Annotated in this window: 14 protein-coding genes; 10 read left to right on the top strand and 4 right to left on the bottom strand. The window is 58.8% G+C overall.

What is annotated here, in order from left to right; genetic code table 11:
• The first annotated feature begins 114 nt into the window (after positions 1 to 114).
• From J4D97_RS16805 to J4D97_RS16780, 6 genes are all read left to right on the top strand, one after another.
• Positions 115 to 720, top strand: coding sequence for a phosphonate degradation HD-domain oxygenase (locus tag J4D97_RS16805; RefSeq protein WP_243900370.1), 606 nt, complete (start codon positions 115 to 117; stop codon positions 718 to 720).
• A 39-nt stretch (positions 721 to 759) separates the two neighbouring features.
• Positions 760 to 4,035 (top strand): SusC/RagA family TonB-linked outer membrane protein, encoded by a 3,276-nt coding sequence (locus tag J4D97_RS16800; RefSeq protein ID WP_208308579.1) that lies wholly within the window; start codon positions 760 to 762, stop codon positions 4,033 to 4,035.
• A gap of 19 nt (positions 4,036 to 4,054) precedes the next feature.
• Positions 4,055 to 5,635 (top strand): SusD/RagB family nutrient-binding outer membrane lipoprotein, encoded by a 1,581-nt coding sequence (locus tag J4D97_RS16795; protein WP_208308578.1) that lies wholly within the window; start codon positions 4,055 to 4,057, stop codon positions 5,633 to 5,635.
• A gap of 84 nt (positions 5,636 to 5,719) precedes the next feature.
• On the top strand, positions 5,720 to 6,835 hold the full coding sequence (locus J4D97_RS16790; protein WP_208308577.1) for a sulfatase-like hydrolase/transferase: 1,116 nt from the start codon (positions 5,720 to 5,722) through the stop codon (positions 6,833 to 6,835).
• A 26-nt stretch (positions 6,836 to 6,861) separates the two neighbouring features.
• Positions 6,862 to 8,127 carry an alkaline phosphatase family protein gene (locus J4D97_RS16785; RefSeq protein ID WP_208308576.1) on the top strand — a complete coding sequence of 422 codons (1,266 nt, stop codon included), beginning with the start codon at positions 6,862 to 6,864 and terminating at the stop codon, positions 8,125 to 8,127.
• Positions 8,128 to 8,280: 153 nt separating this feature from the next.
• Positions 8,281 to 8,586 carry a hypothetical protein gene (locus J4D97_RS16780; protein ID WP_208308575.1) on the top strand — a complete coding sequence of 102 codons (306 nt, stop codon included), beginning with the start codon at positions 8,281 to 8,283 and terminating at the stop codon, positions 8,584 to 8,586.
• A gap of 42 nt (positions 8,587 to 8,628) precedes the next feature.
• Here the strand turns inward: J4D97_RS16780 and J4D97_RS16775 are convergent, their stop codons facing one another.
• A complete protein-coding gene (locus J4D97_RS16775; protein ID WP_208308574.1) occupies positions 8,629 to 9,399 on the bottom strand; it encodes an HAD family hydrolase in 771 nt (256 codons plus the stop codon).
• Between the two features lie 109 nt (positions 9,400 to 9,508).
• On the opposite strand from J4D97_RS16775, the gene J4D97_RS16770 reads away from it, so the two are divergent.
• The 4 genes from J4D97_RS16770 (at position 9,509) to J4D97_RS16755 (ending at position 12,807) form a co-directional block, all read left to right on the top strand.
• Complete coding sequence (locus tag J4D97_RS16770; RefSeq protein ID WP_208308573.1) at positions 9,509 to 10,084, top strand: helix-turn-helix domain-containing protein; 576 nt, start codon at positions 9,509 to 9,511, stop codon at positions 10,082 to 10,084.
• A 97-nt stretch (positions 10,085 to 10,181) separates the two neighbouring features.
• Positions 10,182 to 11,351 (top strand): TIGR03364 family FAD-dependent oxidoreductase, encoded by a 1,170-nt coding sequence (locus tag J4D97_RS16765; protein ID WP_243900369.1) that lies wholly within the window; start codon positions 10,182 to 10,184, stop codon positions 11,349 to 11,351.
• A 395-nt stretch (positions 11,352 to 11,746) separates the two neighbouring features.
• Positions 11,747 to 12,331 (top strand): Crp/Fnr family transcriptional regulator, encoded by a 585-nt coding sequence (locus tag J4D97_RS16760; RefSeq protein ID WP_208308572.1) that lies wholly within the window; start codon positions 11,747 to 11,749, stop codon positions 12,329 to 12,331.
• Between the two features lie 98 nt (positions 12,332 to 12,429).
• Positions 12,430 to 12,807 (top strand): DUF4260 domain-containing protein, encoded by a 378-nt coding sequence (locus tag J4D97_RS16755; protein ID WP_208308571.1) that lies wholly within the window; start codon positions 12,430 to 12,432, stop codon positions 12,805 to 12,807.
• 218 nt (positions 12,808 to 13,025) lie between these two features.
• On the opposite strand, the gene J4D97_RS16750 is transcribed toward J4D97_RS16755, so the two are convergent.
• The 3 genes from J4D97_RS16750 to J4D97_RS16740 form a co-directional block, all read right to left on the bottom strand.
• A complete protein-coding gene (locus J4D97_RS16750) occupies positions 13,026 to 13,895 on the bottom strand; it encodes an oxidoreductase (RefSeq protein ID WP_208308570.1) in 870 nt (289 codons plus the stop codon).
• 98 nt (positions 13,896 to 13,993) lie between these two features.
• The gene (locus J4D97_RS16745; protein ID WP_208308569.1) at positions 13,994 to 14,896 is read right to left on the bottom strand and encodes a helix-turn-helix domain-containing protein; all 903 of its coding nucleotides are present in this window, start codon (positions 14,894 to 14,896) and stop codon (positions 13,994 to 13,996) included.
• A 159-nt stretch (positions 14,897 to 15,055) separates the two neighbouring features.
• Positions 15,056 to 16,594 carry an IS1182 family transposase gene (locus tag J4D97_RS16740; RefSeq protein WP_243900368.1) on the bottom strand — a complete coding sequence of 513 codons (1,539 nt, stop codon included), beginning with the start codon at positions 16,592 to 16,594 and terminating at the stop codon, positions 15,056 to 15,058.
• Between the last annotated feature and the right edge of the window lie 152 nt (positions 16,595 to 16,746).

The following is a 16,746-nucleotide window of genomic DNA, read 5'->3' as shown; positions in this document are numbered from 1 at the left end:
AACGAGGCCATTTTTCTTGCTGCGCCTTTGCTTGCGTGGCCTCGGTATTTCCCTACCTGCATTCATTAGGCTACCTGGCAGACCTACTTACTGCCCGTCTCTTCCCTACCTGCTATGATGGCTACTGAAAACCCGGCGGCAACGGTAGAACACCTGTTTGCCCTGTACTATCGATTTGGTGACGATGACTACATCGGTGAGCCGGTGTCGCAGCTGGAGCATATGTGGCAAGCCGCCCTGCTGGCCGAAGCCGAGGGCTATGATGACGAGGTAGTGCTGGCTGCATTTTTCCACGACCTAGGCCACCTATGCGCCCAGCAGGAGCAGCACACCGAGTCCATGAATGGCTTCGGGGTTGTGAACCACGAAAAGCTAGGTGCCGACTATCTGCGGGGCTGTGGCTTTGCCGAGCGTGTGGCCCGGCTGGTAGAAAGCCACGTGCTGGCCAAGCGCTACCTCACCTACCGCTACCCCGAATATCTGCGGCAGCTTTCCCCCGCCAGCCAGGCTACGCTGGGCTTCCAGGGCGGCCCCATGACGGCTGCTGAGGCCGCTACCTTCGAACAGGACGCCGACGCGGATATCATCATCCGAATGCGGCAGTGGGACGACCAGGCCAAGCAGGAACACTTACCTGTGGGCGACCTGAATCACTTGAAAGATATGGCCTTACGCCACTTGCGCTACCAGTCCGAAACGCTGCCCTCGTCGGCGCTTTAGGCTGCTTTCTACCCGACTCCTCACCTCCAAAACTCTCTTATGAAAACTCTTTACCAGCAGATCCTCGTGGTCCTGCTCTTGCTGTTGGTGCCTACCCTGCTACGGGCGCAGGGCACCATTGGCGGCACCGTGACCGATGAGCACAAGGAGCCCCTGCCCGGCGTGAGTGTACTGCTGAAGGGCACTACCCGCGGCACCACCACCGGCAGCGACGGCCGTTTCACCCTCGACGCTGCTCCCGGCGACGTGCTCCAGTTTCGCTTCGTGGGCTCGGTGCCACAAGACGTGACCGTGGGCACCAAGCAGAACATTACCGTGACGCTCCCTACCGATACCAAAGCACTGGACGAAGTGGTGGTAACGGCCTTGGGCGTGAAGAAGGAAACCCGCAAGATTGGCTATGCGGTGCAGGAAGTGAACGGCGAGGACCTCGTGCGAGCCCGCGACCCCAACCCGATTTCTGGTCTGGTGGGTAAGGTAGCAGGCTTATCAGTAGGCCCGTCGGCCGAGCTGCTGCGGGCGCCCAACGTAGCCATTCGGGGCAATACGGTGTCGCTGTACGTGGTCGATGGCTTTCCCATCAACACCGATACCTGGAACATCAGCCCCGACGATATCGAAACCTATACCGTGCTGAAAGGCCCCGCGGCGGCGGCCCTGTATGGCAACCGCGCACAGAACGGTGCTATTCTGATTACCACCAAGAAAGGCAACAAAAACAAGAAAGGCTTTACAGTAGAGCTGAACAGTAGCAACGTTATTCAGTCGGGCTTTTTAGCGTTTCCGCGCCTGCAATACTCCTACGGGCCGGGTGGAGGCACGCGCTACGAGTTTGTGAATGGCAAGGGCGGCGCCCCTGGCGGCGTGGATGGCGACTACGACGTGTGGGGCCCCTACTTTGCGGGGCAGCTGATTCCGCAGTATGATTCGCCCATCGTGAACGGGGTGCGGCAGGGTACGCCTTGGGTAGCGCGGGGCAAAGACAACCTCAAGAACTTCCTGCGCACGGGCTTTCAGACCAACAACAGCGTGGCCCTGAGCGCCACCGGCGATACGTACACCACGCGCTTTTCGGTGTCGCAGCAAACGCAGAACAGCTACATCCCCAACAACGGGCTCAACATCGTCAACTTCAACTTGTACGGTGGTTTTAACCCCAGCCCGCGCATCAAGCTGGAGGCCAACGTCAACTTCAACCGCCAGTTTACCGACAACTTCCCCGACATAGACTACGGCCCCAACAGTCTGCTCTACAACGTGGGCATCTGGACCGGGGCCGACTGGGACGTGAACGCGCCCGACATCCGAGGCATTTGGCAGCCGGGGCAGGTAGGCGTGCAATCGGTGTTTGCTGAGTACCAGCGCTACCACAATCCCTGGCTGATGGTGAAGAAATGGACGCGCGGACACTATAAAAACGATACCTACGCCTACCTCACCGGCAACTTCAAAATTGACGACCATCTGAGCGCCACGCTGCGCACCCAAATCAGTACCTACAATTTGCTGCGCACCGAAAAGATGCCGTTTTCGGCGCACCCCTACGGCCGCGAGGGCAACCAGGGCGACTACCGCGAAGACCGTCGCAACCTGTTCGACAACAACACGGAGGGCTTCCTGAACTTCAACTACGACCTAGGAAACCAGAAGTTCTTCAATATCAGCGGCCTGCTGGGTGGCAACGTTCGCAATTTCACCTACAACTCCAACTGGGCGTCGACCGACTACCTCAACGTGCCGGAAGTGTACGCGTTCAGCAACTCGCTGAACCCGGTGCAGGGCACGAGCTTCAACTCGCAGATGCGGGTGCTGAGTGCCTACTACTCGCTCGATGCCTCGCTGGGCCGCTACGCTACCCTCTCGACCACGGGCCGCGTCGATAAGTCGTCGGCTTTCCAGACGCCTACCACCTACTACTACCCCAGCGTGTCGGTGGCCACGGTGCTTTCTGACTACATCGGTGGGCTGCCAAATGCCATTTCCTTCCTGAAGCTGCGCGGCTCCTTTGCCAACGTGCGGGCCGATGCCACGTCGCCTACCATTGGGCCGGCGCCGTTCAACTCAATTACGGCCCTGGGTGGTAGTGCTGGCAACTCACTTTTTACCAATCCTCTGGGCTATGGCAACGTGTACACTTCGCCCTACAATGGCCCCGACTACTCCCTGACCTCGCCCTACTCGACCAGCAAGCCTTACAATAACCAAACGGCGGGATACGGCACCGACAACCTGCTGGCCCAGAACCTGAAGACCACAACCCGCGTGAACTTCGAGCAGGGCTTTGACATCAAATTTTTGGGCAACCGCCTAGGCTTGAGCGCCACGGCGTTTCAGTACATCGACGGGCCGCGGGTGCTACCTAACCCCGTATCGACAGCCACGGGCTTTACGACGCAGTACGTAAACGCTCTGAAAACCAAGAAAACAGGCTACGAAGTGAGCGTGACTGGGACGCCCGTGCAAACCACCAACTTCGGGTGGGACGTGCTAGCCAACTGGTCGACCTTCCGGGAAACCTACCTAGAGCTGCCGGCCGGCCAGGACTTCTACAACACCTTTTACCAGGTAGGCGACCGTACCGACATCCTGCGCACCAGTGCGTTTGTGCGCTCGCCCGATGGGCAGATTGTGAACGACGCGGGAGGCAAGCCGCTGGCTAACCCCGTGGCGCAGCAACTGGGTTACATGAACAACAAGTTTAACTGGAGCCTCTACAACAAGCTGCATTACAAGTCGTTAAGCTTGGCCTTCCAGTTTGACGGCGCGGTGGGCGGCGTGACTACCGACTATATGTTCCGCCAAACGATGCGCGGCGGCCGCAACGCCCTCACCGCCGAAGGCGCCCTCGGCGACGCCCGCTACCAGGACTGGCAGCAGTATGGCGTACAAGGCTACACGGGCAGCTACGTAGGCGAAGGCGTGGTCATAGCCAACGAAGCGCGCATCAACTACGACTCGCGCACGGGGGCCATCCTCAACGGCGAAGCCCTGCAATTTTCACCTAATACTACCAAGGTCTTCGTGCAGGACTACGTGAGCCGCTACTATGGCGTGGATGAGGCGAGCCTGATGAGCAAGACGTTCGGCAAGCTGCGCGAAGTCACCGTCAGCTACGACCTGCCGCGCACGCTGCTCGGTGATTCGTTTATTCAGCGAGTTTCGGTATCGCTTATCGGTCGCAATCTGCTGTATTTCTATGGCGACAAGCGCTTCAAGGACATCGACCTCGACCAGTACAACTACGCCACCGGCTCCACGGGCTTGCAGTCGCCTACCGTGCGCAGCTACGGCCTGAACTTGAACGCTACCTTCTAACTTCCCCGGCTCTGCTACAATGAAAAAGATCTTCCAAACTGCGGCGCTGCTGGGGCTGCTAACCCTCGGTGCCACGAGCTGCGACAAAACGCTCGACGAGCTGACTATCAACGAGAACAAGCCCAACGCCGTGCCTGCGGCGCTACTGCTCACGGGCGTGCTCAACAACGTGTATGAAGCCCCCAACAGCCAGTACGAGGTGTGGGGCCAGTACTACCTGCACAACTACGACTACTACGGCAACAACCGCTACGATTTTGGTAGCGGCACCGCCTACTACACGACCCTCAAAAACGTGGACCTGATGGAGCAGCAGGCCCTGGCGGTGGGTTCGCCGGCCGTGAACCCCTACGCCGCACTGGGTAACTTCTTCCGGGCCTACCTCTTCACCCGCATGAGCCTGCAAATGGGCGACGTGCCCCAGAGCCAGGCCCTGCTGGGCAGCGAAAACCTGACACCCGCCTACGACCCGCAGAAAGCCGTGTTTGTACAGGCTTTCAAGTGGCTGGAAACCGCTAACACCGACCTCGGGGCGCTCATTGCGGGCGGCACCACCACGGTGAGCGGCGACATCTACCACGGCGGCGACCTGCGCAAGTGGCAGCGCACCGTGAACACCCTGCGCGTGCGCTTGCTAATAGAGCTGAGCAAGAAAAACGGCGACGCTGACCTTAACATTGCCGGGCAGTTTGCGGCCATTGTGGGCGACCCCGCCAAGTACCCGCTCATGGCCAGCAACGCCGACAACTTGCAGTACACCTACGTGGAGGCCACCAACAACTTCTATCCCAACAACAACCGCAACTTTGGTCAGGATGGCTCGCGCAAGAACATGGCCGCCACCTACGTAGGCCTGCTCACGCAACTGCACGACCCGCGCGTGTACGCCACCTGCGAGCCCGCCCGCTACTACGTCGATAACCTCAAGCAGAGCCCAACCGATTTTGCGTCGTTCGTGGGTGCTGACCCTGGCCTTGATATGGGTGTGATGTACAACAACGCCGGCCAGGGGCGCTATTCTTTCCTGAACCGCTACCGCTACTTCCGCACCCTCACCGGCGAGCCTAGTATCCAATTGGGCTACCCCGAGCTGTGCTTCAACCTCGCCGAAGGTATCAATCGGGGTTGGGCCAGTGGCAACGCCGAGAGCTACTACACAGCGGGCATTCAGGCATCCATGGCCTCCTACGACCTACCTACTAGCGGCACCTACACGGCCTATTTCTATCGCCCCGGCGCCACTGACGTGAAAGTGCTTAGCAACTACGACACCTACGTGGTGCCCGTGAACTACGCCACCTACTACGCCCAGCCCAGCGTGCAGTATGCAGCCGGGGCCGACGGCCTCACCAAGATTTTGCAACAGAAGTACCTGGCTTTGTTCCGCCACTCGGGCCTGGAAGGCTACTACACCTACCGGCGTACCGGCGTACCGGCCTTCTCTACCGGCCCTGGCACCGGCAACAGCGGCCGCATTGCGCTGCGCTTTCGCTACCCTACCTCCGAGCAAACGGCCAATACCGACAACTACCAGGCAGCACTAACCAGCCAGTACGGTGGCAACGACGACATCAACGGCGCGATGTACCTGCTGAAATAATTACTACCTAGCTAGCCCGTCATGCGTCGACTTTGTTCAGCATGGCGGGCTTTTTTTCTTCACGACACCTCACTCCTGCCTACCATGCACCGCACTCGTTTCTTTCTCCCGCTGCTACTGAGCCTCAGCCTAACCGCTGCCAACGCCCAAACGCCCAAGCACCGCACCGAAAACGTGGTGTTGGTGACCCTGGACGGCATGCGCTGGCAGGAAGTGTTTGGCGGGGCTGATACCAGCCTGTTTCGCCAAAGCAAGCACTACTATGCTGACCAAACTGCTCTGCGCAAGGAGTTTGGGCAAGGTACAGCCGTGCAGCGACGCCAAGCGCTGATGCCTTTTCTGTGGGGAACCGTTGCCAAGCAGGGCCAGCTCCACGGCAACCGCGACGCTGGCAGCCTGGTGAATGTGACCAACAACCAGTGGTTTTCCTACCCCGGCTACAACGAAATCCTGACCGGTGCCGCCGACAACGCCCGCATTCACAGCAACGACCCGTTGCCCAACCCCAATGTGTCGGTGCTGGAGTGGTTGAACCAGCAGCCGGCCTTTCGCGGCCAGGTAGCAGCCTTTGGGTCTTGGGACGTGTACCCGGCCATCCTCAATGCCAAGCGCAGCGGCCTACCCGTGAATGCCGGCATGGACCCTGTGCCCGGCCCCGGCCTCTCGCCCCAGGAGCAGCTGCTGAACGAGATGCTGCCGACCACGCCTAGCCCATTCGGTACCGAGCGCCTCGACTCGTTCACCGACCAATACGCTCAGGCCTACCTGAAGCGCAAAAAGCCGCGGGTGCTCTACATCGGTTTTGGCGATACCGACGAGTTTGCCCATGCCGGCGAGTACGGCGCCTACCTGCACGCCGCCCACTACACCGATGAGTTCCTGCGCCAATTGTGGGACTACCTGCAAAGCGACCCGCAGTATAAAGGCAAAACTACCCTGCTTATTACCACCGACCACGGCCGCGGGGCCGCCGCCGCCGAGAAGTGGCGCAGCCACGGCGCCGACATCCCCGGTGCCGACCAGATCTGGATGGCTGCTCTTGGCCCCGACACACCAGCCTCGGGCGAAGCCCGCACCGGGCAGCTTTACCAAAACCAAGTAGCGGCTACCTTGGCCCAGCTACTGGGCCTGAACTACGCCCCTACCCCCGCCACGGGCAAGCCCGTGGGAAGCGTTGCGGGGAGTGGTTCTCGGAAGTAACGCTGTAAGCACCGCTTGCTAATACCATGAAAAAGAGTCTTCTATTTGTGTGTGCTGTGCTGCTCACACACGTTGCAACTGCCCAGCAGCGCAGCCCCAAAGTAGTGTTCATCATTGCCGATGGCATTCCGGCCGACGTTATCGAAAAGGCCTCGGTGCCGAACATTCGCAAGGTTATAGCCGCCGGCACCTACCTGCGCGCCCACGTGGGCGGGGACCAAGGCACCTACACCGAGACGCCTACCATTTCCGCGCCCGGCTACAACAACCTGCTCACGGGCACCTGGGGCTACAAGCACAATGTATGGGGCAACAGCATTAAAGCGCCTAATTACCAGTATAAAACCATTTTTCGTCTGCTGAAAGACCAGCAGCCCACCAAGAAAACCGCCATCTTCTCTACCTGGCTCGACAACCGCACCAAGCTGGTAGGCGAAGGCCTACCAGCCACCGGCAACCTGCGTGTTGACTACCGCGCCGACGGCTACGAGCTGGATACCATCGCCTACCCCCACGACAAGCAGAGCCAGTACATTCACGCCATAGACGAGCGGGTAGTGGGGGAAGCTGTTAAAACCTTGACTGCCAAGGGTCCCGATTTGTCGTGGGTATACTTAGAATACACGGATGATATGGGCCACCGCCACGGCGACAGTGAGCAACAGCAACAAGCCATTGCCTACCTCGATGCGCAGGTAGGGCGCCTGTGGGACGCCGTGCAGACCCGCCAGAAAAAGTACAAGGAAGACTGGCTGCTGGTGCTCACTACCGACCACGGCCGCGACCCACAAACCGGCCGCAACCACGGCGGGCAGTCGGCGCGGGAGCGGGCCACTTGGGTGGTCGTTAGCACGAAGAACGTCAATGCTTATGCCCAGCAGCCGGAGCCCGTCGCCATCGTAGATATTCTGCCTACCATCAGCCGGTTTATGCAGTTGTCCCTACCCCAAACCACGCAACGAGAGCTGGACGGCGTGCCGCTTCTCGGCCCCGTTTCGCTGGCCCAGCCACAAGTGCAAATAGCGGGCGATAGTCTGCGCATTACGTGGAAAGCATTGGGGCCGAAAACGGAAAAGGTGAAGGTGTGGCTGACTGCCACTAACGACTTCCAAACGGGCGGCCAAGACCATTACACCTTGCTCGGTACTGTGCCACTGGCTCGGCAGTCGTTGAGTGTCAGCCGCAAGCAGTATCCAGCGGAATTCTATAAAATTGTGCTGGAAGGTGAGCACAACACCGTAAACCGCTGGCTGACCAACGAGAAACCGGGGCCAAAGGCACAGGGCAAGTAATTAATCCCTACCCCTTCTGCTGTTTTCACATATTGAAGTCTATATTTGGCCATCTAGGTCCACCTTTACAGCAAGTTATACGGATGAGACTTTGGTTACTTCATTCACTACACTATCAGCTCCATTATGCCACGTTATCAGACTAATTGGCGAATGAAACTTCTTCCTGCGGCCCTTGTGCTTCTGTTGGCCGGCGGCTGCAAGGATGATGATCCGGCACCTACCACCGGCGGACTTGTCATTTCCTTTTCAGGCGCAGGCCGCTACGCGCTTTACACGGAAACCTTATTAAGAACCGGCCCGGCACTGTATGAAGGTACAAGCGGGACCGGTACTAATAAGTTAACATTCGATGATCTTAATCCCGGAACGTACATTTTCCAACGTGGCCCCGCTGGCAACAATTTTAACGAAGCGGTACAGGTAACAGCGGGTAAGCAGCGGGAGTACACGTTTTAGGAACTGTATATGGCGTAGAGAGCAACGATTCACGCTATCTGATCAGGAAATATCCTCCCGCCGGACAGTTGTAATTTGTTTAGGTAATACCTCTTGCTCCAAATACTGCTGAAACGCCACCAGTGACGCAAACAACCCGTCATTCGGGCAAGCAGCCAATTGGGCATGGGTATGCGTCCCATTGGTGAGGCCGAAGCTCCCGGCGCACCCAGCGCGCTGGCCCGATTCTAGGTCCGAAGGCGTGTCGCCAACGTTGTACACGTGCTGCGGGTCCGTGATGCCGAACGTGTGCATTGCTTGTTGAATCATCAGCGGGGCGGGACGGCCTTCGGCTACCTCGTCGCTGGCAATCGATAAGTCGATGATAGATTGGCCGTTGCCCTGGTAATGGGCATCAAGACCAATATCCCAGTGCAGACGGCGCAGGATGAGGTTTGTCACCTCGCGGTAAAAACCCGTGGTGAGGGCAATGCGGATACCTTGTTGACGCAGAAACGCCAGCAATTCTAAACAGCCTTCGGTTGGCACTACCTCGGCGGTGCGGTAGTGCGCCTCCAGCAGCTCCCGGAATACCTGGTAGGAGTGGTCTACTCGTTGCGTGTGTAAGGCAGCATCGGCATGTGCGCCTAGTTGCTCCTGCCACAGTAGCTCGAACACAAACCGCTTGGCTTGGCCCTGCACGGCCAAGATACGCTCGGCGGAGGCTTGCAAGCCGGTGGCCGTGGCGGCTTGTGCAAAGCAGGCTTCTACCTCGTGTTGGTCGCGGACGGTGGTACCAGCCATATCCAGCACGACAAGTTGTACAGTTTTCATAGAACAACAGTATTGTTTACAAATATGAAACAAATATACCGTTCTGTAGGGGTAGGAGGTTCTGGTAATATCAAGCGTATATTATATTTTGAATTCCGAACTTGTCCGCATGAAGCATGACAAACTGAGTTTGATTGGAGTCCGGATTCTGGAACTGCGCAAAGCGAAAAAGATGAGTCTGCGCGAACTGGCTAAGCGTAGCAATCTGTCGGCCGGCCTGCTGTCCAAAATCGAAAACTTCCGAACGGTACCTTCTCTTTCCGTGCTCATCGAAATTGCTAACTCGCTGGAAGTTGACGTATCGCTACTGGTAAAAAATATCAACGGCGAAACCGCCGCGCCCTACCTGCTCGTGCGGGCCGGGGAAGGACGGCCCGAAACCCGCGACGATTCCAAAGGATTGCTCTACCGCTACCTGCTTTCTCAGGACTTGGCCAACTATAGCTTGCGCGTTAACGAAGTCATTATCAATCCAAATACATATCGCAAGCCGCTATCTACTAATGCGCTAGAGCTTATATATGTACTGGAGGGCACCGTACAGTACGGGTTTAAAGAAGGTGAAGTAGCCGTGTCGCCCGGCGACACGTTGTACTTCGACGGCCTACTGGCTCATTCCGTTCGCAATACCTCTGACCAGCCGGCCCGGCTATTCAAAGTGTACCTGCTGCGCCACACGGATTGATCTAGTGCCCCATTCGCTGTTATGAAATATAACAAACTCATAACGGTTTATATGTTTCATATTAGTTAACTAATCTTACGTTTGTGCCTGCTCTCTTATGAGCGCAAGCACTATGGAAAAGTCGTATGATCTGATTGTGGTAGGCGCAGGGGTACTAGGCGCATTTCACGCCTATTTTGCCCTGCAACGCGGTCTGAGGGTATTGCTATTGGAAAAGGATAACCGTCCTATGGCCGCAACGGTGCGCAACTTCGGCCAGATTATCCCTTCAGGTATGGCCGAGGGGGAATGGTTCGACTACGCCCGCGTGAGCCAGGACACGTACAAAGCCATTCAGGCAGAATACGACATTTCCATTCGACCCTCAGGCGCGCTTTACCTGGCCTCTACCCCGTTGGAAATGCAGGTGCTGGAAGAAAAGCACGCCCGCTACCGAGAAATAGGCTACCCTTCGCAGTTGCTCACACCAGCGCAATGCCAACAGCGCCTACCTGCTGTGCAGGCTAGTTACTGTGTAGGCGGCTTGCTGTTCGAGCAGGAAGTCACTGCCGAGCCCGACCAGATGATCCACCGCCTGCTGGCCTACCTAGTAGCCCGGTGGCAACTCGACTACCGCCCCGGTACGCCCGTGCAAGACGTAACGGCGGGCAGCGCCGCCGCGGAGGTAGTAGATGCGCGTGGTCAGCGCTACCAAGCAACCCAGGTGCTGGTCTGTAACGGTCGGGATTTTCAGTGGCTGTTTCCGGACCTGTTTGCCCAAAGCGACCTGCAACTATGCAAGCTGCAAATGCTAGCTACCTACCCGCTCCCGCAGGTGCAATTGCCCGGCTCAGTGCTCACAGGGTTATCCATTCGGCGCTACCATGCTTTCCATTCCTGCCCATCGTTCGCAGCGCTTCAAGCGGAGGAGATAGATGCTGACCTGCGCCAATGGGGCATTCATATCCTATTCAAACAAGCTGTGGACGGCTCCATCATCATCGGCGACACGCACGAGTATGCACCTGTGGCGGATGGTAGTAGGCTGGATTTTAATAATACTGATTCGCTCAATCAACTGATGCTCAGCGAAGCCCAACGTATCATCACCCTACCCGATTGGCGCATTCAGCGCGTCTGGAACGGCTACTACGCCCAGAGCAAGTCGGCCGAAATTTTTCAGGCTTCCCCCGATCCGCGCATTCATATTGCAACGGGCATTGGTGGCAAAGGCATGACAACTGCATGTGGGTTTGCCCAACATCATGTGGCACAATTAGTCAACTAGTGCTAAACTAGGTGGGGTGAATTTGGTGAGCTAACCATCGTGTTTTCTATAGTGGTGGCTTTGTTCGCGCCAGTCGTCTTAGTGCTGTATTCGCCCTTTCCTAACGATGGAGCGTTCAATTATCAATGCGCGTTTATGCTAGAAGTATCGGTGAAACTGCTTACGTGTAGTACTCTTCCACCCACAGCCTATAGACAGTAGGCCATTAGGCAACAGCGTATGGTTCGACCTTCATATCGCCGTTGTACGCCTCCCTTATACATAAAAAAGAACGCTTGCACGGTAACGAGCTAAGCAGCAGCGTCCTTAGTATGTAACTTTTGTGAAAGAAGAGACCTAATGGGGTGTTCGTATCTTCACGGGCGAACGAAACGGCCTGTTACCCCCTCGCTCCTATGCACCCGCTCCGCGCCTACCTGCACCGCTTCGTGCCCGAGTTAACCGACGCCGACTGGCAGCCGCTGGCCCAGGCGCTGCGCGTACACCACCTCGCCCGCGGCGAGCATTTCCTGCAGGCCGGCGAGCACCAGCCCATGCTAGCCTTGCTGCTCCGCGGCACCTGCCGCCTCTACTACCCCCGCCCCAACGGGGAGGAGCGCACCACGTACTTCTTCTTCGAAAACCACCTGCTCGGCGACTATGCGGGCTGCCTGACCGGGCAACCGAGTCAGCTCAGCATTCAGGCGCTGGTCGACACCGAACTCGTCGTCTTCGACTACGCCGTCTTGCGCCAGCTCTACGACGAGCGCCCCGTGTATGAGCGCTTCGGCCGCTTGCTGGCCGAGTATCATCTGCTGGGTACGGATGCACGCCTGGTCGAGCACCTGCTGCTCTCCCCCGAGGAGCGCTACCGAGCGCTGCTGGTCAGCGGCAAGACCAAGATCCTGGAGCGCATCCCCCAGCACCTGGTGGCCAACTACCTGGGCATCACCGCGGTTTCCATGAGTCGGATTCGGGCGCGAGTGGCGCGCGGGCACTAACGGGCGCGGCCGTTTTTCTTAGCGATTGTTATCGTCGGCGGGGGGTGGAGAGATGGACCTTTGGGTATTCTTTTTCTCCTCTACTTCCCCACTGCCCCGTGAAAAACCTCCTCAAACTCGAAGAACTGGCCGAACTGCTGCTGGCTGTACTGGTCTTTGCCCACCTGCCGTATGCTTGGTGGGTGCTGCCCGCCACCTTTCTGCTGCCCGACCTGAGCCTGCTCGGCTACCTGGCCGGGCCGCGCATCGGCGCCGTGTGCTATAACCTGGCCCACCACAAAGCCCTGGCGGTGGTAGTGGGAGTCAGCGGCTGGTGGCTGGGCTCCTCCCTATTGCTGCTCGCGGGCACCGTGCTGCTACTGCATAGCGCCTTCGACCGGCTGTTGGGCTACGGCCTCAAATATGCCACCGGCTTTCACGACACGCACCTCGGCCCGGTGGGAGTTCGTCCGACTGAGATGCAACTCATCAGCTGAGCACGCTTTATTGTCGTCCGGCAACGCGTGCGTCGGGTTGAGCGAAAAGCCGGATCAGCTGTTGAACCAAGGCCAAACGGGTACTCTTTTACCAACCGACGTTCAAGTAATGATACACGCCCGATTTCCTCCACTGCTCACTGGCTCGCTCGGACGAGAAGCCCTCCTGGACTGGCCCCACAGTACCGGGCCAGTCCAGGGGGCGTTGCTGGGAAGGGTTACGCGTCGGCCGACTCGGCGGCGGTGGCCAGCGACCGGTCCTTCCAGTGGGCCATCTCGTCCTCCAGGTGCTGGATTTTGGCCTCGGCCATGTCATACGCGTCTGCTCCGAGCAGCAGGTGCAGCGGCGGGTTAGGCGCGGCCGCCAGCTGAATCAGGGCGGCGGCCCCTTTGGCCGGGTCCCCAAGTTGGGAGTTGGCTTGCCGCACCTGGTCGTGGTAGGCCTCATTATCGCGCACGAGCTGGTAATCTACTAGTTGGTCGGAAGCCAGTTTCAAAGAGCCAGACTGCAGGAAGTTGGTGCGGAAGTAGCCCGGCGCTACCACCGTCACCTTCACCCCGAACGGGGCGACCTCCGCGGCCAGTGCTTCGGACAAGCCTTCGACGGCGAACTTGGTGGCGCAGTATACGCCCCAGCCGGGGAAGCCGCCCTGGATACCGGCAATGGAGGAGAAGTTGATGAGGTGGCCGCGTTGCTGCTGCCGCAAATAGGGCATGGCCTGGCGGATGACGTTGAGCGTGCCGAACACGTTGACGTCAAAGTTTTCGCGCGCCTCGACGTCGCTTACTTCCTCCAGGCTACCTAGTTGGCCATAGCCGGCATTGTTGACCACTACATCCAGGCGACCGAACTGTTGTACTGCCGCCGCAATGGCGTGGCGCACGCTGGCTTCCGTGCTCAGGTCGACGGCCAGCGGCAGGAAGCTAGCCGCGTCTGTGGCCACCACGGCCTGCAGCTGGGCTACGTCGCGGGAAGTAGCGGCCACCTGGTGGCCCTGCTGTAACAGCTGCTTCACCAGTTCCAAGCCGAAGCCTTTGGAGGCGCCGGTAATAAACCATACTTGTTGAGCTTTTACGTGATGTTCCATGCGTGATAAGGGGACTGGGGGTTGCGTGTATAACGACCACAAAGGTCGGATCCCCCTCCGGCTAGCACTTATGAAAATCAAGCCGATGCTTATGCAATTCAAACCCAGCGCACAGCAGAAGGAGCAACGCCCGTTTGCTTCTTGAAGAAGTAGGTGAAGTTGGCCGGTTCGTCGAAGCCCAGGCTGTAGCCGATTTCGGCAATGTTCCAGTCGGTGTGGCGCAGCAGGGCTTGGGCTTCGCCGGCCAGGCGCTCGGCGATGTGCGCGGTGGTGGTTTTACCGGTGGTGTCGCGTACGCAGCGGTTCAGGTGGTTGACGTGCACGGCCAGGTGGCGGGCAAAGTCGCTGGCTGAGCGCAGGGCAAAGCGGTGACGAGGCGACTCAATGGGAAACTGGCGCTCCAAGAGCTCCAGAAACACGGCCGCCAGGCGGGATTTGGCATCGGGGTGCTGGTAGCGGGCGTCAGTAGGCCGCAGCTTGAGGGCGTAGTGAATCAGCTCCGACGCGTAATTGCGCAACAGCGCGTATTTGAGGGGGTAATCCGAGTGGAGTTCCGTCAGCATCTTGCCGTAGAGCGCACTCACCTCTTCGTCCTGCGCGGGCGTGAGCGGGTACGCGGGGGTGCTGCCGGGCTGAAACAGCGGCAGCTCGGTGAGCGTCGGGTTGCCCCAGCCCTGGAAGAATTCTTCGCGGAAAATGCAGAAAAAGCCGGTCGTCTCGTCCGATAGGGGTTGCCAGGTGTAGGGCACCTGGGGGTTGAAAAACAGCAGTGTCGGCCCCGTTATGGCCAGGCTCTTGTCGGCGTAATGGTACAAGTTGCGGCCCCGGATGAGCGTGATCTTATAAAAATCTCGCCGGCTGTAGGGCACCGGCTCGGCACTGGGGGCCAGCACGTCCTCGAGCCGAAACACGTTCACCTGTCCTCTTTCTACGGGCCTGGCAACGGGCAACTCCTTGAAGTGGTGCTGGTAGAATTCGGGGAGGCTCTCAGGTTTTCGCATGCGGCCAAGTTACCGAATTCAACCTCTTTTCCGACCAAGGCAAACATACTATACCCCTCCCCCTAGGGCTTTTAGAAAGCCTGACGCTTGGGACTAGCCCTTTACTTTAGCTTGTAGCGTTTCAAGAGGTGCGTGGCTGTTGCAGAACTCACCACCCGTTCAAACTGGCTGTCCTTTGCGTGGCGCTTTCGTGTGATTGCGCCGGGCGCGCAGCCAGTAGCGTGACCCAGTGGATGATGCGGACGAGGGCAGGGGCACTGCCACCGCCATTGCCACTTGCTGCTGGGGCTGAGCGCGGAGCAGCTTTTTCAGCTTATAGGCAACGGCGGCCAAGAGCATGGACTTGTGGGCGCCGGCTTGCCCACATACATGGATGCGGCGCAGGCCGTAGTGGTGAAGTAAGCTGCCAAATACGGGTGCGACCGTACGTTGTCGGACGTGGCGCATGTGGTGGCCTTGGTGGCTGTGCTGGCGCAGCCATGCCCGGCGATAGGCCGCATCAAAGGCCGAGCGCACCAGTTGCTTGTAGTCGGCATAGGGCACACAGCTCGCTTTCAGCGGGCAGTGTTGACAAGCCTGATAGTCCGCGCGATAGTGCTTGACCCAACCGCCGTCGGCTTGGGTGCTGTACTTGCGAAACGGCAACGGCTTATCGGCCCGGCAGCAGTAGGCGTCGGCACCGGCCTGATACGTAAACCCCTCGGCTTCGGGTTTGTAGCGCCCAAAAACGGGGATCCAGGGCGTGATGCCCTGGTGTTCAAGCAAAGCATAGTTGAAGCCATTGGAGTAGGCCGTATCGGCCGCCAGATCGCGCAGCACTAGCTCATGGGTGCGCAGGCGGTGCTGTAGCCGCTGCACCAGACCGGGTAAGTGCAGGCTGTCGCGGGAGTCCGCTAAGTCGGCTTGCACATGCGTGATGACGCCTTTTGCCGTATCCACGGCCAGGCTACAGAGGTAGTTCAAGGCGCGCGCTTTGCCGGGCTTGACGGAGATGCGTGCCTCCGGATCGGTCGGACTGTAGTGCGTCTTGTTGCTCAGCAAGCGCGCCTTGGGATGGTGCGCACCCAAGGCGCCGCTGGGCTCCTGCTGCCGCTTGGCTTTGCGCGCGGCCTCGTAGCGGAGTTGATGCGCGGGCGCCGAGACAACAGCCGCGGCCGGCGGGGCGGGAGCCGGTTCGTGGCCCACGACCGTCAAGGTCGGCACCAACGCGGGCACGGCCTTCTTTTCACGCACGCTATCCAAGGACGCATTCGCTTTCACGGGCGCCGAGTCCACGACTTGCGTGTCGCCCGCGACCAAGCCCTGCGCCACGCACAAGCGGAACACGCGGTCAAAGAGCTGTTCAAACAGTGCAGCTGGATAGAGTTGGCGGGTGCGGCTGACGGTAGAGTGCCAGGGCAACGCTTCGTCTAGTTCATAGCCCAGGAACAAGAGAATGTCCAGTCGCAGGGCACAGTGCTCGAGCAAGCGTCGGTCACTAGTGATGTTTTCCAGGTAGCCGACGAGCAGCAACTTGAAAAAGACGACCGGATCGAGCGAGGGCTGGCCGGTGTGGCTGTAGAGGTCCTGTGTGGCTTCGTAGAGGAATGCTAGATCCAGCAGCTCGTCGAGCCGCCGGTAGAGATTATGCGCGGGCACCCGCTCGGAGAGGCGGAAGCGGGTGACCACTTGATCGGCAAACTGCTTCTTGCCTTGCATCCTCTTTCTACGAGAGCACGCAACAACAGGCTACCACTTCTGCAACAGCCACCTCCGTTTAGAAAATGTCCAAGCTGACTGTAGATATTTCAATTCTGTCTGAACCATAGCACCAGTGGCCGTTGCGCAGTCCTTACTCCGAACGTGCTAAG

This window comes from Hymenobacter defluvii, assembly GCF_017589435.1.
GTDB lineage: Bacteria > Bacteroidota > Bacteroidia > Cytophagales > Hymenobacteraceae > Hymenobacter > Hymenobacter profundi.
Note: the sequence above shows the minus strand (reverse complement) of the source record. Positions and strands in the feature narration are given on the sequence as shown.

Excerpts from the sequence above, each read along its gene's own strand:
- J4D97_RS16795 (WP_208308578.1), top strand. The coding sequence starts at position 4,055 with ATGAAAAAGATCTTCCAAACTGCGGCGCTGCTGGGGCTGCTAACCCTC.
- J4D97_RS16770 (WP_208308573.1), top strand. The coding sequence starts at position 9,509 with ATGAAGCATGACAAACTGAGTTTGATTGGAGTCCGGATTCTGGAACTG.
- J4D97_RS16750 (WP_208308570.1), bottom strand. The coding sequence starts at position 13,895 with ATGGAACATCACGTAAAAGCTCAACAAGTATGGTTTATTACCGGCGCC.
- J4D97_RS16785 (WP_208308576.1), top strand. The coding sequence starts at position 6,862 with ATGAAAAAGAGTCTTCTATTTGTGTGTGCTGTGCTGCTCACACACGTT.
- J4D97_RS16745 (WP_208308569.1), bottom strand. The coding sequence starts at position 14,896 with ATGCGAAAACCTGAGAGCCTCCCCGAATTCTACCAGCACCACTTCAAG.
- J4D97_RS16780 (WP_208308575.1), top strand. The coding sequence starts at position 8,281 with ATGAAACTTCTTCCTGCGGCCCTTGTGCTTCTGTTGGCCGGCGGCTGC.
- J4D97_RS16765 (WP_243900369.1), top strand. The coding sequence starts at position 10,182 with ATGAGCGCAAGCACTATGGAAAAGTCGTATGATCTGATTGTGGTAGGC.
- J4D97_RS16740 (WP_243900368.1), bottom strand. The coding sequence starts at position 16,594 with ATGCAAGGCAAGAAGCAGTTTGCCGATCAAGTGGTCACCCGCTTCCGC.
- J4D97_RS16775 (WP_208308574.1), bottom strand. The coding sequence starts at position 9,399 with ATGAAAACTGTACAACTTGTCGTGCTGGATATGGCTGGTACCACCGTC.
- J4D97_RS16800 (WP_208308579.1), top strand. The coding sequence starts at position 760 with ATGAAAACTCTTTACCAGCAGATCCTCGTGGTCCTGCTCTTGCTGTTG.
- J4D97_RS16760 (WP_208308572.1), top strand. The coding sequence starts at position 11,747 with ATGCACCCGCTCCGCGCCTACCTGCACCGCTTCGTGCCCGAGTTAACC.
- J4D97_RS16790 (WP_208308577.1), top strand. The coding sequence starts at position 5,720 with ATGCACCGCACTCGTTTCTTTCTCCCGCTGCTACTGAGCCTCAGCCTA.
- J4D97_RS16805 (WP_243900370.1), top strand. The coding sequence starts at position 115 with ATGATGGCTACTGAAAACCCGGCGGCAACGGTAGAACACCTGTTTGCC.